Origin of the sequence: Tessaracoccus sp. MC1627 (genome assembly GCF_014164725.1) — a bacterium.
Lineage (GTDB): Bacteria > Actinomycetota > Actinomycetes > Propionibacteriales > Propionibacteriaceae > Arachnia.
The window spans coordinates 56,426-71,843 of the sequence record NZ_JACJGA010000003.1 but is presented as its reverse complement, the minus strand read 5'-3'; the positions used below and the strand labels follow the sequence as shown (position 1 = coordinate 71,843).

Annotated in this window: 12 protein-coding genes; 4 read left to right on the top strand and 8 right to left on the bottom strand. The window is 64.3% G+C overall.

Annotation, left to right across the window (positions count from 1 at the left end; all coding sequences use genetic code 11):
* The first annotated feature begins 374 nt into the window (after nt 1-374).
* Nucleotides 375-2,477, top strand: a complete 2,103-nt coding sequence (locus H5399_RS08250) for a nuclease-related domain-containing DEAD/DEAH box helicase (protein WP_182782571.1) — start codon at nt 375-377, stop codon at nt 2,475-2,477.
* A 296-nt stretch (nt 2,478-2,773) separates the two neighbouring features.
* On the opposite strand, the gene H5399_RS08245 is transcribed toward H5399_RS08250, so the two are convergent.
* Together H5399_RS08245 and H5399_RS08240 are read right to left on the bottom strand one after the other, a co-directional pair.
* Entirely contained in the window at nt 2,774-3,283 is a 510-nt protein-coding gene (locus H5399_RS08245; protein ID WP_182782570.1) for a peptidylprolyl isomerase, read from the bottom strand.
* Nucleotides 3,284-3,341: 58 nt separating this feature from the next.
* Nucleotides 3,342-4,787: a MauE/DoxX family redox-associated membrane protein gene (locus H5399_RS08240; RefSeq protein WP_182782569.1), complete on the bottom strand. Its 1,446-nt coding sequence runs from the start codon at nt 4,785-4,787 to the stop codon at nt 3,342-3,344.
* 257 nt (nt 4,788-5,044) lie between these two features.
* On the opposite strand from H5399_RS08240, the gene H5399_RS18520 reads away from it, so the two are divergent.
* Nucleotides 5,045-5,998 (top strand): hypothetical protein, encoded by a 954-nt coding sequence (locus H5399_RS18520; RefSeq protein ID WP_182782568.1) that lies wholly within the window; start codon nt 5,045-5,047, stop codon nt 5,996-5,998.
* A gap of 550 nt (nt 5,999-6,548) precedes the next feature.
* Here H5399_RS18520 and H5399_RS08230 read toward each other — a convergent pair.
* The 3 genes from H5399_RS08230 to H5399_RS08220 are packed head-to-tail and all read right to left on the bottom strand — an operon-like array spanning nt 6,549 to nt 9,869.
* A complete protein-coding gene (locus H5399_RS08230; RefSeq protein ID WP_182782567.1) occupies nt 6,549-7,466 on the bottom strand; it encodes a hypothetical protein in 918 nt (305 codons plus the stop codon).
* A gap of 4 nt (nt 7,467-7,470) precedes the next feature.
* A complete protein-coding gene (locus H5399_RS08225; RefSeq protein ID WP_182782566.1) occupies nt 7,471-8,001 on the bottom strand; it encodes a hypothetical protein in 531 nt (176 codons plus the stop codon).
* On the bottom strand, nt 8,001-9,869 hold the full coding sequence (locus H5399_RS08220) for a hypothetical protein (RefSeq protein WP_182782565.1): 1,869 nt from the start codon (nt 9,867-9,869) through the stop codon (nt 8,001-8,003). Before H5399_RS08220 ends, H5399_RS08225 begins: the two co-directional genes overlap by 1 nt.
* Nucleotides 9,870-9,928: 59 nt before the next feature.
* On the opposite strand from H5399_RS08220, the gene H5399_RS08215 reads away from it, so the two are divergent.
* Both H5399_RS08215 and H5399_RS18515 read left to right on the top strand, forming a co-directional pair.
* Nucleotides 9,929-10,198 (top strand): hypothetical protein, encoded by a 270-nt coding sequence (locus tag H5399_RS08215; RefSeq protein ID WP_182782564.1) that lies wholly within the window; start codon nt 9,929-9,931, stop codon nt 10,196-10,198.
* Between the two features lie 1,168 nt (nt 10,199-11,366).
* Nucleotides 11,367-12,035 carry a serine O-acetyltransferase gene (locus H5399_RS18515; RefSeq protein ID WP_370585721.1) on the top strand — a complete coding sequence of 223 codons (669 nt, stop codon included), beginning with the start codon at nt 11,367-11,369 and terminating at the stop codon, nt 12,033-12,035.
* A 47-nt stretch (nt 12,036-12,082) separates the two neighbouring features.
* Here the strand turns inward: H5399_RS18515 and H5399_RS08205 are convergent, their stop codons facing one another.
* From H5399_RS08205 to H5399_RS08195, 3 genes are all read right to left on the bottom strand, one after another.
* Nucleotides 12,083-13,249: a nucleotide sugar dehydrogenase gene (locus H5399_RS08205; protein ID WP_182782563.1), complete on the bottom strand. Its 1,167-nt coding sequence runs from the start codon at nt 13,247-13,249 to the stop codon at nt 12,083-12,085.
* Between the two features lie 99 nt (nt 13,250-13,348).
* The gene (locus H5399_RS08200; protein ID WP_182782562.1) at nt 13,349-14,821 is read right to left on the bottom strand and encodes a lipid II flippase MurJ; all 1,473 of its coding nucleotides are present in this window, start codon (nt 14,819-14,821) and stop codon (nt 13,349-13,351) included.
* The gene (locus tag H5399_RS08195) at nt 14,811-15,230 is read right to left on the bottom strand and encodes a DapH/DapD/GlmU-related protein (protein WP_220490915.1); all 420 of its coding nucleotides are present in this window, start codon (nt 15,228-15,230) and stop codon (nt 14,811-14,813) included. The genes H5399_RS08200 and H5399_RS08195 overlap by 11 nt, the downstream gene beginning before the upstream one ends.
* Nucleotides 15,231-15,418 lie beyond the last annotated feature (188 nt).

The following is a 15,418-nucleotide window of genomic DNA, read 5'->3' as shown; positions in this document are numbered from 1 at the left end:
GGATCGTCGTGGTGGTGGCTGCGGCGGGTGGCCCGCCCCCTTCGTTGGTTGAGGTGCTCGACGCGCAGCGGCAAGCCCCCCTCGTTGGCTGAGGTGCCGCGTAGCGGCCTCGAAGCCTATAAAGCGCGAGCTGACAAGGTCACTTTTCTTAGGCTTCGAGGGCGCTCCGCGCCGCCTCAGCCAGCGGTAGGGAGGCCTTTGCCTGTACTGAGGCGCGAGAAGCCAAGTGGCGCACCTGCACCGCGAGTTCTGACTCCCGCTGCCTGACTGACCCGCTGCACGCGCCCACTGCAATACTGAGGGCGCTCAACCCGCCCCACCCAGCACCGAAGGCCTCACCGTGATCCAGCGCCGCGACACCGGACGGACCCCGCATGGTCGCCGGTGACTCCGCCGGCGCCGAGTCCCGACGCCAACTCGCCCTCGCCGACGCCCACGCCAAGGCCGCCGCCGAGGCCCGCGCCGCAGCGGGCCGCTTCGGGATCGCGGAGACCACCGAGCGTCAGACCGCCCGCACCCTCGCTCCCCTCTCCGCGCTCGGCTACTTCCTCCTGCCCGACCGCCGCTGGCCCGGCACCCGACGCGCCCAGGTGGATCTGGTCGTCGTCGGCCCCGGCGGCGTCTTCATCGTCGACACGAAGGCCTGGAAGGAGGTCGGCATCGACAACGGCCGGGTCCTGCGCGGCGACGACGACGTCACCGACGAACTCCTCATGCTCAACGACCTGGTCGACGTCACCCAGGCCGACCTCGCCGAGGTTGGCCTCGCACCCGGGGAGGTCCGCTCCCTCGTCGTCATGGCTGGACGCGCCGGCCTCGACGCCACCGTCAGCGGGATCCGCATCGTCGGCGAGCGGGACGCTCTCAGCGCCATCGCCCGCCACGGCAATCGGCTGACGCCCACGCAGGTCGACACCGTGATGGGCCGCGCGCTCAGCTTCTTCCCTCAGGCCTCCGCCCCCGCGCCTGTGACCGTGACCATCCCCGCGCCTGTCGTCCCAGCGGCCCCCAGCCCCGTCACCCCACCCCCGCCACACCTGGCCCAGCAGGACGCACTCCTCACCCCCGAGGAGGTCAACGACGCCCTCCTCGAGGGCATCCTCGCCCAGCCCATCGAGGAGTGGATGTCCTTCCTCCATCCGCAGCAGGCGAAGCTCGTCCGACGCTCCTTTCCGGGCCCGTCGCGCATCCGCGGCCCGGCGGGCACCGGCAAGACGGTCGTCGGCCTGCACCGCGCCGCACATCTCGCCCGCAACCGACCCGGGCGCATCCTGGTCACCACGTATGTCCGCACGCTGCCCGACGTTCTGCACGAGCTGCTCCGACGGTTGGCGCCGGAGGTGGTGGACCGTGTCGAGTTCGTCGGTGCGCACGCCTTCGCGCGCCGGATCCTGCGGGAGCGCGGGGTCCCTCACCGCATCGAACCCGCCCAATCACGGGAGGCCTTCGACGCCGCGTGGCACCGCGTCGGTGCCCCATCAGTCCTCGGTAGCTCGCAGGACCGGCGCTACTGGGAGGACGAGATCGAGCACGTGCTCAAGGGCCGAGGCATCACCAGGTTCGAGGACTATGCCGATCTCGCGCGCACCGGGCGGCGCCGCACCCTGCAGCTCTCGGGGCGTGAGGCCGTGTGGCGGCTCCACGAGGCCTACGATGCCGAGCTGCGCAGCCGCGGGATCATCGACTACGCGGACCTGATCCTCCTGGCCGAGGCCGAGCTCCGCCGGGAGCCCATGACCGGCGCGTACTCCGCGGTCATCGTGGACGAGGCGCAGGACCTGTCCTGCGCCATGATCCGCATGCTGCACCTGCTGGTCGGCGACGAGCCGGATGGGTTCACGCTGATCGGGGACGGCCAGCAGTCGATCTACCCCGGCGGATACACCCTGGGCGAGGCCGGGATCTCGGTCGCGGGCCGCGGCGTGGTGCTCGACATCAACTACCGCAACACCGCCCAGATCGTGAACTTCGCCCAGCGCCTCGTGGCCGGCGACGAGTACGCCGACATCGAGGGCGTCCTCGCCCGCGGCGACGTGCCGGCAAGCGTCCCGCGGAAGGGAGCAGACCCGGTCATCGCGCACTGCGGCAGCCGTCGCGAGCTGAACGATGCCCTCATCGCCCGGGTCAGGAGCGTCACGACGGACATCGGCACCGGCATCGGCGACGTGGCGGTGCTGTGCATCTCGCGGTGGGCGGCCCGCGACGCAGCCCGGGCCCTCGAGCAGGCTGGCTTCCCTGTCGTGGACTTGGAGAAGTACAACGGCGTCCCTGTCGACGCGGTGAAGGTGGGCACCATCAAGCGTGCGAAGGGCCTGGAGTTCAAGCAGGTTCTCATTCCCGACATCCGCAACGAGCACACCATCACGGAGCCACCGGCCGACGACACGGCCCGCGAACGTTGGGACCTCACCCGCCGTGAGCTGTATGTCGCCATGACGAGGGCCCGCGACGGCCTTTGGGTCGGCATCTCCAACTGACCACACACCCGCCCGATGGCTGATCCTCGACGCGCCCCTTTCGTGACTGAGGTGCTCGACGCGGCAGCCGCGAGCCCACTTCGCTGGCTGAGGTGCTCGACCCGCCACGGCGAGCCCACTTCGCTGGCTGAGGTGCCGCGGAGCGGCCTCGAAGCCTATGAAACGCGAGCTGACAAGGTCACTCTTCTTAGGCTTCGAGGGCGCTCCGCGCCACCTCAGCCAACGGTAGGGGCCTCAGCCAACGAGAATGCGAAACGCCCGCCGGCGTCAGCCGGCGGGCGTCCCAGGGGTTCAGATCAGGCGACCGTGACCGAGTTGATCACAACCGGCTCGACCGGGTTGTCACCCCGTCCCACCTTCGTGCTGGCGATCGAGTCGACAACCTTCTGGCTCTCGGCATCCTTCACCTCACCGAAGATGGTGTGGCGACGGTTCAGGTGCGGGGTGGGGCCCACCGTGATGAAGAACTGGGAGCCGTTGGTGCCGGGGCCGGCGTTGGCCATGGCCAGCAGGTAGGGCTTGTTGAACGTCAGCTCGGGGTGGAACTCGTCGCCGAACTGGTAGCCCGGTCCGCCGCGACCGTCACCGTTCGGGCAGCCGCCCTGGATCATGAAACCGTCGATGACGCGGTGGAAGGTGAGACCGTCGTAGAAGTTGCCGGTGGTCTTCTTCCCGGTGGCGGGGTCGGCGTATTCCTTGGTGCCGGTGGCGAGGCCGACGAAGTTCTCGACGGTCTTGGGGGCGTGGTCGGGGAACAGCTCGATGACGATGTCACCGTGGTTCGTGTGGAGCGTAGCGGTGCTCACGCGTGTCCTTTCGTTGCCTTCTTGGTCGGGTCCAGTGTGTCAGAGCCGGGCAAGCGGGTCACTCCGCGGGAGGGAGCTGGGCCTCGATGTCGGCCACGAACTGCTCCACCTCGTCGATCCCGGTGACGGGTCCGCCGGCGATCATCCCGTCTGCGCCCAACAGCACCGCAGCCACCTGGCCGGTCGCGCCCAGTGCCTTCGCCGCGAGGCCGGCGTGGTCGTACAGCGACACCCTCTCCACCGCCGCCGGGATGGTGCCCGCCGAGCGGGGGCGGATCGACGGCACCAGCCGCACCTGCAGCACCGGCAGCCGGGTCTGCCACTCCTCGATCGCGGCGATCCCGGCCCGCGCGGGCGAGCACAGGCAGTTGATGGTGACCAGCAGCTGCGCCTGCTGCCCGGCCAGCGCCCTCAGAGTGATTGGCTCGCCGTCGGGGCGAAGCAGCACGCCGTCGGGGATGGGAAGGCGCTCGTAGTCCTCGAGGCCGTCGTCCTCCTCCTCGACGACGGCGGGCTCGGGCGCCACCGCCACGGGCTCCCGCTCGGCTTCGACGGCCGCTGCGGCGGCTTCCAGCACCGGGCGGAGGATCAGGTCCCGCACCTGCTGCTCGCCCGTCACAGGGGAACCCATCACGGACCCAGCGGCGTCCAGCTCCACCGCCGACGGCGTGAACGCGCCGCCCAGCGCCTGCGCGACGTTGGAGCCCCAGTCCTCGTGGAGGTGGGCGAGGTCCTTCCACTTCGGGTCGTCCAGCTCGGAGCCCGATGGCCGCACCGGGATCACCGCGCGTCCGGGCACCTGCTCCAGCCACTGGGGAAGTTGGTCGAGCACCCGCTCGCATCCCCCGCAGCCGGACACCACGAACAGCAGCACCGCCCCGCCGTGCTCACGGCCCAGTGCCCGGAGCCGAACCCGTTCGCCGCTGTCGACATCCGTGAGGGCGAGGTTCGGCGCGAAGCCGAGCGCGCTCGCCGCCGGACCGCCTGCCTGCTCAGGCTGCGGCCCGGGCAGCAGGGACAGGGTGACGACGAGGGCGCTGAGGGCCGACATCGCGAGCCATCCCCAGCCGTCTGCGTCCAGCCCGTAGACGTCCTCTCCGGCGATCACGGCCATGAAGCCGAGCAGGGCCAGCAGCAGGAAGAGGACGTTGCGGGCCAGGGTCCGCGGGGACACGTCGTGCGAGCCCAGGGCTCCGAAGCAGTTGCAGCGCACCGGCTCGTCGAACCGGAGCGCCCGCGCGATGATGAAGGTGTAGGTGCCGAACAGCGCCACCGACGCCACCGCTCCCCCGACGAGCACCCAGCCGGACCCCAGCACCAGCACCAAGGCCAGCAGCAGTTCCCCCCACGGCAGCAGTGCCGGGGCGGGCGAGCGGCGCAGCCACCCGGGCAGCCGGAGCGCCTTGAAGGCGTCGCGGGTCTCGCTCATGGCGGCCAGCTTCGCCATCCCGGAGATCGCCAGCAGGACGGCACACGTCAGGTTCCCCAGCACCAGATAACTCACTCGACGACCATATCCGTTGGCTGAGGTGCCGCGAAGCGGCCTCGAAGCCTATGAAACGCAAGCTGATCCGCTGGCTGAGGTGCCCCCGAAGCGGCCCTCCCCCGCTGGCTGAGGTGCCGCGAAGCGGCCTCGAAGCCTAAGAAACGCGACCTCTCCCGCTGACCCGACCACGCAATCCTTCAACCCCTGTTGCATGAACCCCACAAGCAGGTAGCGTAGAAACTGCTCGATTACGAGCCACAACAGAGGAGGAACTTGTGAAGAAGTCACAAGAGCTGAAGAAGGCCGCCGCGGAATCCGCTTCCGCCGCCGCCGAATACGGACAGCACGCACTCAAGGAAGGCCTTGAGCGTGCCCAGGACCTGCTGGACGAGGCCCGCCACCAGGCCGGCCCGCTCCTGCACGACGCCAAGGTGCGTTCCGCGGACTTCGCGTCCCGCCGGCTCGATGACCTGGAGCCCGTCCTCAAGGACGCGCTGGACAAGGTGAACCCGGCCGTCGAGGCCGCCCGCGAGCTGCTGGAGGACGATCTCCTGCCGAAGCTCCAGGACGCCCTGCACGCCGCCGCCGAGCACCCCGCCCTCGTGGAGGCCTCCAAGCGTGGTGGCGCTGCCGTCGCCGCGCTGAAGGGTGAGCTGGAGGTGAAGCCGAAGAAGTCCAAGACCAAGGCGTTCTTCCAGTTCCTCGCCATCGGCGCCATCGTCGCCGGCGCGGTTGCCGCGGTTCGGCACTTCCTGGCCCCCAAGGACGACGGGTGGACGGCGCACGAGCCATCGAAGGCGTACGTCAACAACAACGACACCTTCTCCACCGCCGCCAAGTTCGCCGCCGACACTGCCCCCGAGCCGGAGGCCGACGAGGTGGTCGAGCCCGCGGAGGTGCCCGAGACCGAGACCGAAGTCGAAGAGGTGAGCGTCTTCGACATTGCGGCCGAGGAGCAGCCGAACGACGGCGCACCCGAGGAGCCGTACAACGACGGTGGCACGCCGGAACCTCTGGACGAGCCGGGTGTCGCGGCAGACGAGAACTCCTACGGTGAGGGCGCCTACATGGGCACCGAGCCGCCGGAGGGCTTCACCATCAAGGGCAACGAGCGCTCGAAGAAGTACCACATGGAAGGTAGCGGTGGCTACGACCGCACCATCGCCGAGGTGTGGTTCAACTCCGAGGACGCGGCCAAGGCCGCCGGCTTCACGAGGGCCCAGCGGTAGTCCCCTAACAGCAACTGACAAGGGTGGCGCTCCCATTTCGGGGGCGCCACCCTTGTTTTGCGTCCACCACCCGCGGCGATCCGCGGGTCACTTGTCAGTGATGTGTCAGGTTCAGATCCTGGCGTCCGCAGTCGCGTGGCATGCCGGCGTCGCCGAGAGCGACCAGCGTCGCGCCGAGGTCTTCCTCGACAAAGACGGCCGCTGCCTCGGTCAAGGGGTCGCCCAGCGCAGGTCTCCGGGATCGGGAAGCCTCGTTGATAGCTCTCCTCCCGTTCGTGGGCGGGTGACGTGGGCGGGCCGATGGCCAGGATCGAGCGGTCGATCCCTGGCGTTGCATCGAAGAGGAACCGGGCGCCGTGATAGGAGAACTCAGTCAGCGCAGCCCCTGCATGCTCCGCCAGATAGGCGTCGGCGGCAGCATCGATGGCCGCATCGGCGAGATCAACGCCAGCCGTGCGGGCGTCAGCGACGACGTGCTCAAGCTCGAGTGCCCAATCGTCGCCCTCACCTCCAGCACCACGAGACTCCGCAGCGTCTGGATCTCCGGAGGTCACTGCATCGCCGCCTTGCGTTGCGACTCGAACAGCTTCCCGGTGAGCTCGCCCTTGAAGAGGTCCTCGCTGAGCAGGTGGAGAAAGCCGAAGCGCTCCTGCGGATCGAAGTACAGCTTCCCGTCACGGACGATGGTGTCAGGGTCAAGCTCGACGGAGCGGGCGTAGTCCGCCACCTGGGAGAGATCGACGTTCTTCAGGTGCCCACGGCGTTTGATGTCGCGCAGGCGGCGCCACGTACGGGAGTCGCGCAGGGCGGTGTCGCGCAGCCGGTCGATGCTGGCGTCGTCCATTGCGAGAGCATCGGTGATGCCCGTGATCCACGTTGAGACGTGCCGTTCAACGATGCCCGTGTCTCGCGCGAGTCGCTCGAAGGCGGACTGGTTGAACACGATCGCCCACGCGACTCCGATGACCACATCGAACGCTTCGGTGAAGGTGAAGATCGGCTCGCTGACGGCCTCCAGCCGCTCCCGTCCGATGGCGAGCAGCCTGCCAGGCTTGGCCACCAGTCGCGGGTCGGTGCGCCGGATGAAGGCCACGCGGTCGTCGCCCGACCCGACCCCGACGGCATAGAAGCCGATGTCGGCATCCAGGTCCCTCGGGCTGACGGGGGCTAGATCGCCCACGTGGTGAACCGCGGATCTCAGCTCAGCGAGCTCATCGAGCGACGAATCGTCCTGGAGAACGAAGTACTCCCCCGCCTGGAGCTCGGACAGCGCGGTGTACTCGATCGGCGTTCCTTCCGCGATCCGGGCGCGTGCAGCGCGGATGTAGTCGCGAAACGTCTCGGCGGCATCCTCGGCGAGCCTGACGCGGCGCAGGTCACCACCCTGCTCAAGGGTGCGTCCGACGACGAGGGAGAGGGACCCATCGACGCGCGCATCGATATCGCCAAGGACCCGTTCTGGCGTCATGCGCTCACTTCCCGTTCCACTTCTCGACAAGGATGCTGGCGGACACGTCGACCAGAGGACGCTCTCCGACCCAGTCGGCGACCTCGCTTCGGGCAATGAGCGCGTAGGAGGCGGTTGCGGTCTTCGCCTTGTACACGCGGTAGCCGATCAGGTAGAGCAGAGGGTTGACGTGAACCCGGCCCGTGGAAACGTGGATCAGGAAGACGAGGAACAGCGCCCCGGCCGCGATGATCGCGTTGAGCTGCGACGCCGACGGATCTATGAGAACGGGGACGATGTACGCGGCGATGTATCCGATGACCTCCTCGGAGGCGTCCTCGATCTCAGTCAGCTCGAACTGCTCGGGATTCCCTGTTGCGACGAGCACCCCACCCACAACTAGAACCAGCACTCCCGCCGCTGCCAGCGCGAAGAACACCCAGGACCACCACTGAGTCCCGGAACGCAGGGCGACTAGGAGAAAGGCCGGGGCGAAGGCAGCAAGGGCCAACTCGAGTCTGACTCGCAGCGGGCCCCGGCGCGGCGGGCGCGTCATCATCTCGAGCCTTCACTGGGCGGCGGCACCCGAGAGTCCAGCGAGGGGCGCACCCGCCCGTCCTCGTCGATCTGCGCGACAGTCCACCAGCGCTCACGGGAGCCGAGAAGCCGGTCCGCGGGTGCGAGTTCGAGTACCGCATCCTTGCCCCGGAGGAATGCGACGACGGGTGCCGCCTCACGCAGCGTCCCCCACGAATACACGTGGACGCGGACCTCAAGGGACCCGTCCAGGCCGGGCGCTAGATCGATGATCTCGGGGCCACCGTCGAATGCGTCCTTGCGCAGCACCGAGTGTGGGGAAACGGGTGTGCTGTGGGAGGTTTCCGACTCGCCAGACCGCAGGTACAGGTCCAAATCCCGAACCCGTCGTGACCATCGGAGCTCGATCCGGGTCGGCCGCGACAGGGGCGAAGACGAGGACGGCGGCGGGGGCGAAGGTGCGGGTGGCGACGGGGGGAAGAACGAGGCGATGACGGCGCGGAACGCCGCTGATTCGCGTGGGCGGTCGGGCCTCACGTCTGGGTGCAGGAGCGCGCGATCGGGATCGGGAACCGCGTTGAGGATGCCATGACCGAGTGGGCCGTGTGCCACCAGGAACACTGTCGCGCCGGGCAGGGACCCCACGTAGTCCCGCAGGGTGACAGCGTGCCGACTGGCCGCGGGGGCCTTGTACTGCTTGACCTCAACGGCCACAACGGTAGTCCCGTCCGCGCCGCGCTGGAATCGGTAGTCGGGCTGGACACTAGCCTTGCGGCCCCCGCCCAGTTCCCCGATTCCTGGTGAACGGACCTCCGACCACAGCGCGAGATCGCCGCTGGGTGGATCAAGATGCGCCAGGAGCGTGGGCCGGAACGGGAACCGCAGAGCGCCGTCCGTCACGACGAACTCGAGTCGCGAGTGCAAGGCGCGATCCAGCTGCGTCGCGATCCAGGCGGAGTAGAGCTCGTGGCGCTTGCCCCACGAGGGAAGCGACAGAACATCGGTCAGCTCATCGACAGCCTGCTCGACTGTCACCTCCTCGGCTTCGGGGGACTTGAGTCCTTCCAGCCAGCTGTCCAGCGCGTCGAGCGTTTCCTTCGAGGCCGCGATCGTTCCCTCCGCTATGCCTGCAGTCCACCTGTGAACGGCAGAAGCCACGTGATGGGGCCAGTTATCGGCCGCCACCTGTGCCATCTCGAAGAGTTCGGGATCGAGCTCAATCTCCGCAGACGAATCTCTGAACAGCTGACGCACCTCCACCGTGTTGGCGCCGATGCTTTCAAGCCGAGTCAGCGTATACCGCACGACCGCGATGATGCGACGAGCCGAGTCGTCCACCCGCGCATCCCCTGTCGGGTCTGCATCGGGAACAGCGCTGTCAAACCGCCATTCATCCGGGTGTCCCGCTCCGTTGCTGGCGCCGACACGTTCGATCCACTCCCAACACCGGAGATCCCAGATCGGGAGCTGCCATGCGTGATCGGGCCGGAGTAGAAACGGCCGCAGGTGCACGACCACCTGCTCGATACGTCGAAGGCGCTCCCGAAAGGCGGCGAGGGACTCGTCAATGACGTCATCCTCGGAGAACTCGTAGACGACACGGATGCTCTCCCCTGTGCCGGTGGAGGCGCCCACTCGCTCCAGGAGGCGGAGCAGGTCACGCTGCATCCCCGCGAACGAGGACACAAGAGGCGCGAGCGCGTGGATGAGATCCCGCGCGGTCCAGTTCGCTGCCTCCAGGGCTCGCGGCACTGAGCCGGCCCCGTAACCCTCCAGAACTGACCGTCTCCTCAGCACATGGTCGGCGACATCGGAGTCGTAGTCCTGCGGGCGGAGTACCCGAGATCTCTCCCATTCACGCCACAGCTCAGACGCGGTCGACCACATGATTCCCCCTACCCACGGAATCATCATGTCAGAGGTCGGCTCTCCGGCGACCGGAAGCATTGCGCCCAGATTCAGGCGGCCGCCTGCGATCATGCCTGACACCCGCGGCACGCGGGAGGGACGGAGACGCTTGGGCCACGCGCTGCCCCAAGGACGACGGCTGGACAGCGCACGAGCCGTCGAAGGCGTATGTCAACAACAACGACACCTTCTCCACCGCCGCCAAGTTCGCCGCCGACACTGCCCCCGAGCCTGAGACCGAAGCCGCCGAGGCGAGCATCTCCGAGGTTGCGGCCGAGGAGCAGGCGAACGACGGCGCCATCGAGTAGAAGGTCGACGAGCTTCACCACCAAGGGCAATGAGCGCTCGAAGAAGTACCAAATGGAAGGCAGCCGTGGCTACGACCGCACCATCGCCGAGGTGTGGTCAACTCCGAGGACGCGGCCAAGGCCGCCGGCTTCACGAGGGCTCAGCGGTAGTCAACTACAAGCACCAAGAAGGGCGGCGCTCTACAAGAGGGTCGCCGCCCTTCAGTCTTCTCGTCACCCCTACCCCCAAGGTCATGGGCCACAGCGGGGGCTGGGCAATTTGCCACCTCCCCTGAAATATGAAAACAAGTGACTCCTTACGATGCCAGACGCAGCATCGAGTGATGAGCAGGCGGAGTCTGTAGTGCTTCAGTCCGCACTCCCCCATCCAGGCGCCGCGATACAGGTCCGTCCCGCACCTGGCACCGACAGAAGGAGCTTCCGCACGGAATCAGCGGCACCGCCCTGCCAGTCCCGTCCGCCACCGCCCAGTCTGCTCCTCGACCCGATCTCGCCCTTCCTCTTGAAGGTCCGGCTCGACGACCACCAGTCGACCTTGGAAGCAACGTGGATCCCACATAAACTCACCGCCTGCCGGTGCTGGATTTTCGACCTGACGCTCATCGCAGCGTCAACTCCTCCAGCGCAAGTTGGGCGACCGCCAACACGCAAGACTGACAGACCTGACTTCCACAACTTGACCCTGATTTAGTGCCCCGCCAAGGAGCCGCAAATGGACCAATCTTCTCGCACCAGGATCAGGACGAGCAGCCGAGGCCTTCCGTCGATAGTTGACCACTGCGCCGCTGCGTGGAGCCCGGCCGCTGGCGCCGTTCCGTGCCTCGGGGGACGGACGGTTTTGTCCGCAGGGCCACTTCGGGGGCTGAGAGGGCCCTCTGGAGGTCAGGCGTACCGACTGACAAGGGCGACAACACTTGGCTCATGGGGCTCCGCCGCGGCGCCAAGCGTGCCGGAGAGGTCCACGCACCTACCTGGGGGAGCAAGCTCTGCCCCGCGATTTAGTGCCCCGATGTTCAACAGTAAGCTCTATTGACTAGGGCTTCTACTCGCGGCCGCGGCGATCCAAGGAGGCTGTTGTGGAAGTCAGGACAGACGCTCTAGTGAGCAGAAGCACGACAAGCGCCCGGAAGCTCCCGGGCTGCTCGCACGGAAACCCCACTCTCGTCTCATGACATACTTGGACAGCCACGCATCCAAGGAGGTCTCCGGCATGACAAGACTGAAGGCTGGGCACATGCACACTGCTGCGGAACACGGCTCACTCGAAGTGATTCGAGCCGACCTCCAACGCATGAATGGCGATCAGAGCCTTGCTTCAGCTCTACGAGCCATACGCTCACCAAGCTTCCGCCATCTGGTCTATCTTCGCTTTGCTCAGACGTTTGCACTCCCTCACCCTGCAGGGATCGCCGCTCGAGTACTTCTAAACGGAAGCCGCCGCGCACACGGGTTCCGCATTCCGATACGAACCAGAATCGGCAAGGGCCTCTATATTGGACACCCTGGAACTATCGTGATCAATGCCGACGCCACTCTCGGCGATAACTGCAACATAACTCACAACATAACCATCGGACAGACAAACCGCGGTTCGCGACAAGGGTCGCCGCGGATCGGCAACTCCGTTTGGATAGGAACCGGAGCCGTCATTGTCGGGGGAATCGTGATCGGGAATAACGTCCTCATTGCTCCAAATGCCTTCGTGAATTGTGATGTTCCTTCTAATTCCCTGGTTCTCGGGAATCCCGGTGTCATTCACCAAAAGACTCCGGACGTGGTCTCGGGCTATGTTCAGAATCCCACTGGGCGCACTACAAGCTCGGGGCCGACAAATTGACACTGTCAGTCATCCGTTTGCATTGATCGCTGAGACTGTGTGAACTGCTAATCGCGACCGAAGACGTCCCGAGAATAGACCTTCGTCGACACGTCGCTAAGGTGCGGCGCACGGCGATTCGACACGATGATGTCTGATCGCCTCTTGAAATCATTCAGATCATGCACAATTTCGACTCCGAAGTAGGTCGACTCACTCATTGCTGGTTCGAAGATGATGACCTCGACGCCCCGTTCCCTAATGCGATTCATTACCCCAATAACCGCTGACTCGCGGAAATTGTCCGAACCCGTCTTCATCGCAAGTCGATGTATGCCAACAACACTCGGCAATCGGCGCAAAATGTCCTGTGCTATGAAATCCTTCCGCGTAGAGTTCGCTTCGACAACCGCGGCGATCAAATGCTGCGGAACATCCGAGTAATTAGCGAGAAGTTGCTGTGTGTCCTTCGGGAGGCAATAGCCACCATATCCGAACGAGGGGTTGTTGTAGTGCGCTCCGACACGTGGATCGAGTCCCACTCCTTCGATAATATCAGCCGCGTTGAGCCCTCTGACTGCAGCGTACGTGTCGAGTTCATTGAAGTAGGCAACGCGCAAGGCAAGATAAGTATTTGCGAACAGCTTAATTGCCTCCGCCTCAGTCGGATTGACGAAGAGGATTGGGACATCCAGCTCTTCCGCCACCTCGATCATCAAGTCCGCAAACAGGCGGCCAGCATCCCCCATGTCTCCTACCACGATCCGCGAGGGATGTAGGTTGTCGTGCAATGCACGACCCTCTCGCAGGAACTCCGGCGAGAAAACGATTACAGAATCGGGATGACGCTTCCGCAATCGTTCAGTGAACCCAACCGGAACCGTGGACTTGATGACTACGACGGCTGATCGGTTCGCAACCACGACCGCTGAGATCACGCTCTCGACAGTACAAGTATCGAAGCAGCCAGTAACTGGGTCATAATCCGTGGGTGTGGCGATGACGACCACATCAGCGTCTCGGTACGACGCCAGAGCATTTGTTGTGGCATGAAGGTCAAGTTCCCGTTCTGTCAGATATTCGGCCAGCTCAAGGTCCTCAAGCGGACAGCTTCGGGCATTGACCAGGCGCACCCTCTCAGGATTGACGTCGACTGCTGTAACCTGATGGCGCTGGGCAAGCAGGACTGCGAGAGACAACCCGACGTAGCCAATTCCAACAACAACAATTCTCATGACCTAATCTCCTTGACTGTAGGACTTGGGAAAAATCTCAGACTTCCGAGGCCTACCTGACTAACGCTTCCAGGAACAACACGAAAGAACCCAGGGGGGTCATCCCTGACTATTGATTCCTCTCAATGCTGCAATGAGATTGCGACGACTTAGCGCGAACACAAGGGCCACGCAGACAATTGCAACTACGGCAACGGTGAAAGCGGGAGCGACTGGGAGATCCCGGAACACCCAATTGATTGCTGAGCCGAAGGGCACCACAAGAACCAAAGAGCCTGCATAACGAAGCAGCGACGACCTGTCAAATAGATCTCCCGCACTTGCATGAATCTGCCTGGCACTAAACCGAAGGAGCACCATCGTTGTGAGGACATTGACCACAACCGTCGCGACTGCTGGCCCTTCGAAGCCGATCATCTGATAGCCGACAAGTGACATCACGGCATTAGCCGCAAGCGACACCAAGGAAACTCGCATCAAGATCGCACTCCTCCCGGCTGCACTCAGGATTAGCGAGAACCCAGCAAACCGGATCATCGAAGACACCAGATAGATTCTGAAGACGGTCACTCCAGGGAGATATCGCTCACCGTACAGAACCAAGATTATCTCCTCTGCCAAGACTATGCACACCACTGCGAAGGTCATAGTCGTGAGGTATCCGATTGTTAGGTAGTGTTTGAACAGAACCCGTGCTCGGTCCCATTCAGATTCCGCGATCAAGCGCGTGACTGTCGGGATGACGACGGTCAAGAAGGATGAGGTGATGACATCGAGCGGCAACTGTATGGACGCGTTCGCATAAATTGCGTAATTTGCTGTTGATTCATTCTTCGCGATCACAAGCGCGCCGAACTGACGCGATAGTGACGAGCATGCAACATACAAGGCCATCGGGAGCGAGAACGAGAGGATATCTCGAATACGATCGATCCTCCACCTCACCGGCCAGACAGCGAAGGCATACTTCCGGAACGTGAGCCAGAACCAAAGGATGCTGATTGCATCCAGTCCGAGAAGGATCGCGAAGAGAACCCCGATATCAGATGTGATGTAGGCGGTCGCAAAAATCGCGGCAAGCTTCAGACTCGAAAAGGCTCCATTGCGAACCGCGATGCTCCTTGCGCGGCCCACGGAAACCATCAAGACCTGAAATATGGTCCCCAGGTTCAGCAAGAGCGGCCGAAACGCCAAATAGATAAACACGCCCTGCAACATCGGATTGTCGAAATAGCCAACCAATACGGACTGCAGAAGCAGAATGAGTACCCCAAGACCCAAACCTAGAACGACCTGCAGCGATACGGCCGTCCTTACATATAATTCGGCGTCAGCCGTTAAGCGCTTACGATTATAGAAGTAGTTGACGCCGTCAGCTAAGCCTAGGATCGTCAAATCCGCCCCAAGCATAACCACCATAATGCCCTGCGAGTAGGTACCGTATGCTCGAAGAGACAAACTGTGTGACAGAACGACCGTGCCTATGAGCCCACTAGCCAAGGTGAAGAATTTGACGAGGGCTAGAAGCAAGGAATCAAACGATGCCCCCCGAAACTTCCCCTTATCGCTCACGTTTTATCTGCTTCACGACGCGCGCAGGATTCCCAGCAACGATGGAGTACGGAGGTACGGACTTAGTTACCACGCTATGTGCCGCGACAACGGACCCCGCGCCTATCGTGACCCCCTTGAGCACCATCGCGAACTCCCCGATCCAGACATTGTCCTCGATGATAATCGGGCTAGCCTCGGCCTCCATCCAACTCCATAGTCGACCGCCGTGAGCACCATTGGTCATGAGAAGCCTCTTACCAGGGTCGACCGGATGGTTGTTATTATCATAGATGTGTACATGATTGGATATTATTACATTGGAACCGATGCGCACCGATTTCACCGCGCCAATTGCGGTGGATCCCGCGCCGCCGATCCAGCAGTTCGAGCCTATGTCGATTACTCCATTCCCGACCGTCACCAGCATGCAGTCGAGATACACGTGGCTGCCCACCGTGAGACCGACCGATTCCGGAGACGCGGAGATATTGACGCGTCTGGCACAGGGGCCCAGCGCAATGTCACTCCCGAGTCGACTCGCAGTCCCGAACGTCTGGGAAGCCCGATAAATGCGGGCCCTTCGCCAAGCGCGCTCAACAAGGCCGGTCAAACCCA

Bases quoted from the DNA above. Each gene is read 5' to 3' on its own strand.
- H5399_RS08220 (WP_182782565.1), bottom strand. From the start codon at position 9,869: ATGTGGTCGACCGCGTCTGAGCTGTGGCGTGAATGGGAGAGATCTCGG.
- H5399_RS08225 (WP_182782566.1), bottom strand. From the start codon at position 8,001: ATGACGCGCCCGCCGCGCCGGGGCCCGCTGCGAGTCAGACTCGAGTTG.
- H5399_RS08205 (WP_182782563.1), bottom strand. From the start codon at position 13,249: ATGAGAATTGTTGTTGTTGGAATTGGCTACGTCGGGTTGTCTCTCGCA.
- H5399_RS08250 (WP_182782571.1), top strand. From the start codon at position 375: ATGGTCGCCGGTGACTCCGCCGGCGCCGAGTCCCGACGCCAACTCGCC.
- H5399_RS08195 (WP_220490915.1), bottom strand. From the start codon at position 15,230: ATGCTGGTGACGGTCGGGAATGGAGTAATCGACATAGGCTCGAACTGC.
- H5399_RS08230 (WP_182782567.1), bottom strand. From the start codon at position 7,466: ATGACGCCAGAACGGGTCCTTGGCGATATCGATGCGCGCGTCGATGGG.
- H5399_RS18515 (WP_370585721.1), top strand. From the start codon at position 11,367: ATGACATACTTGGACAGCCACGCATCCAAGGAGGTCTCCGGCATGACA.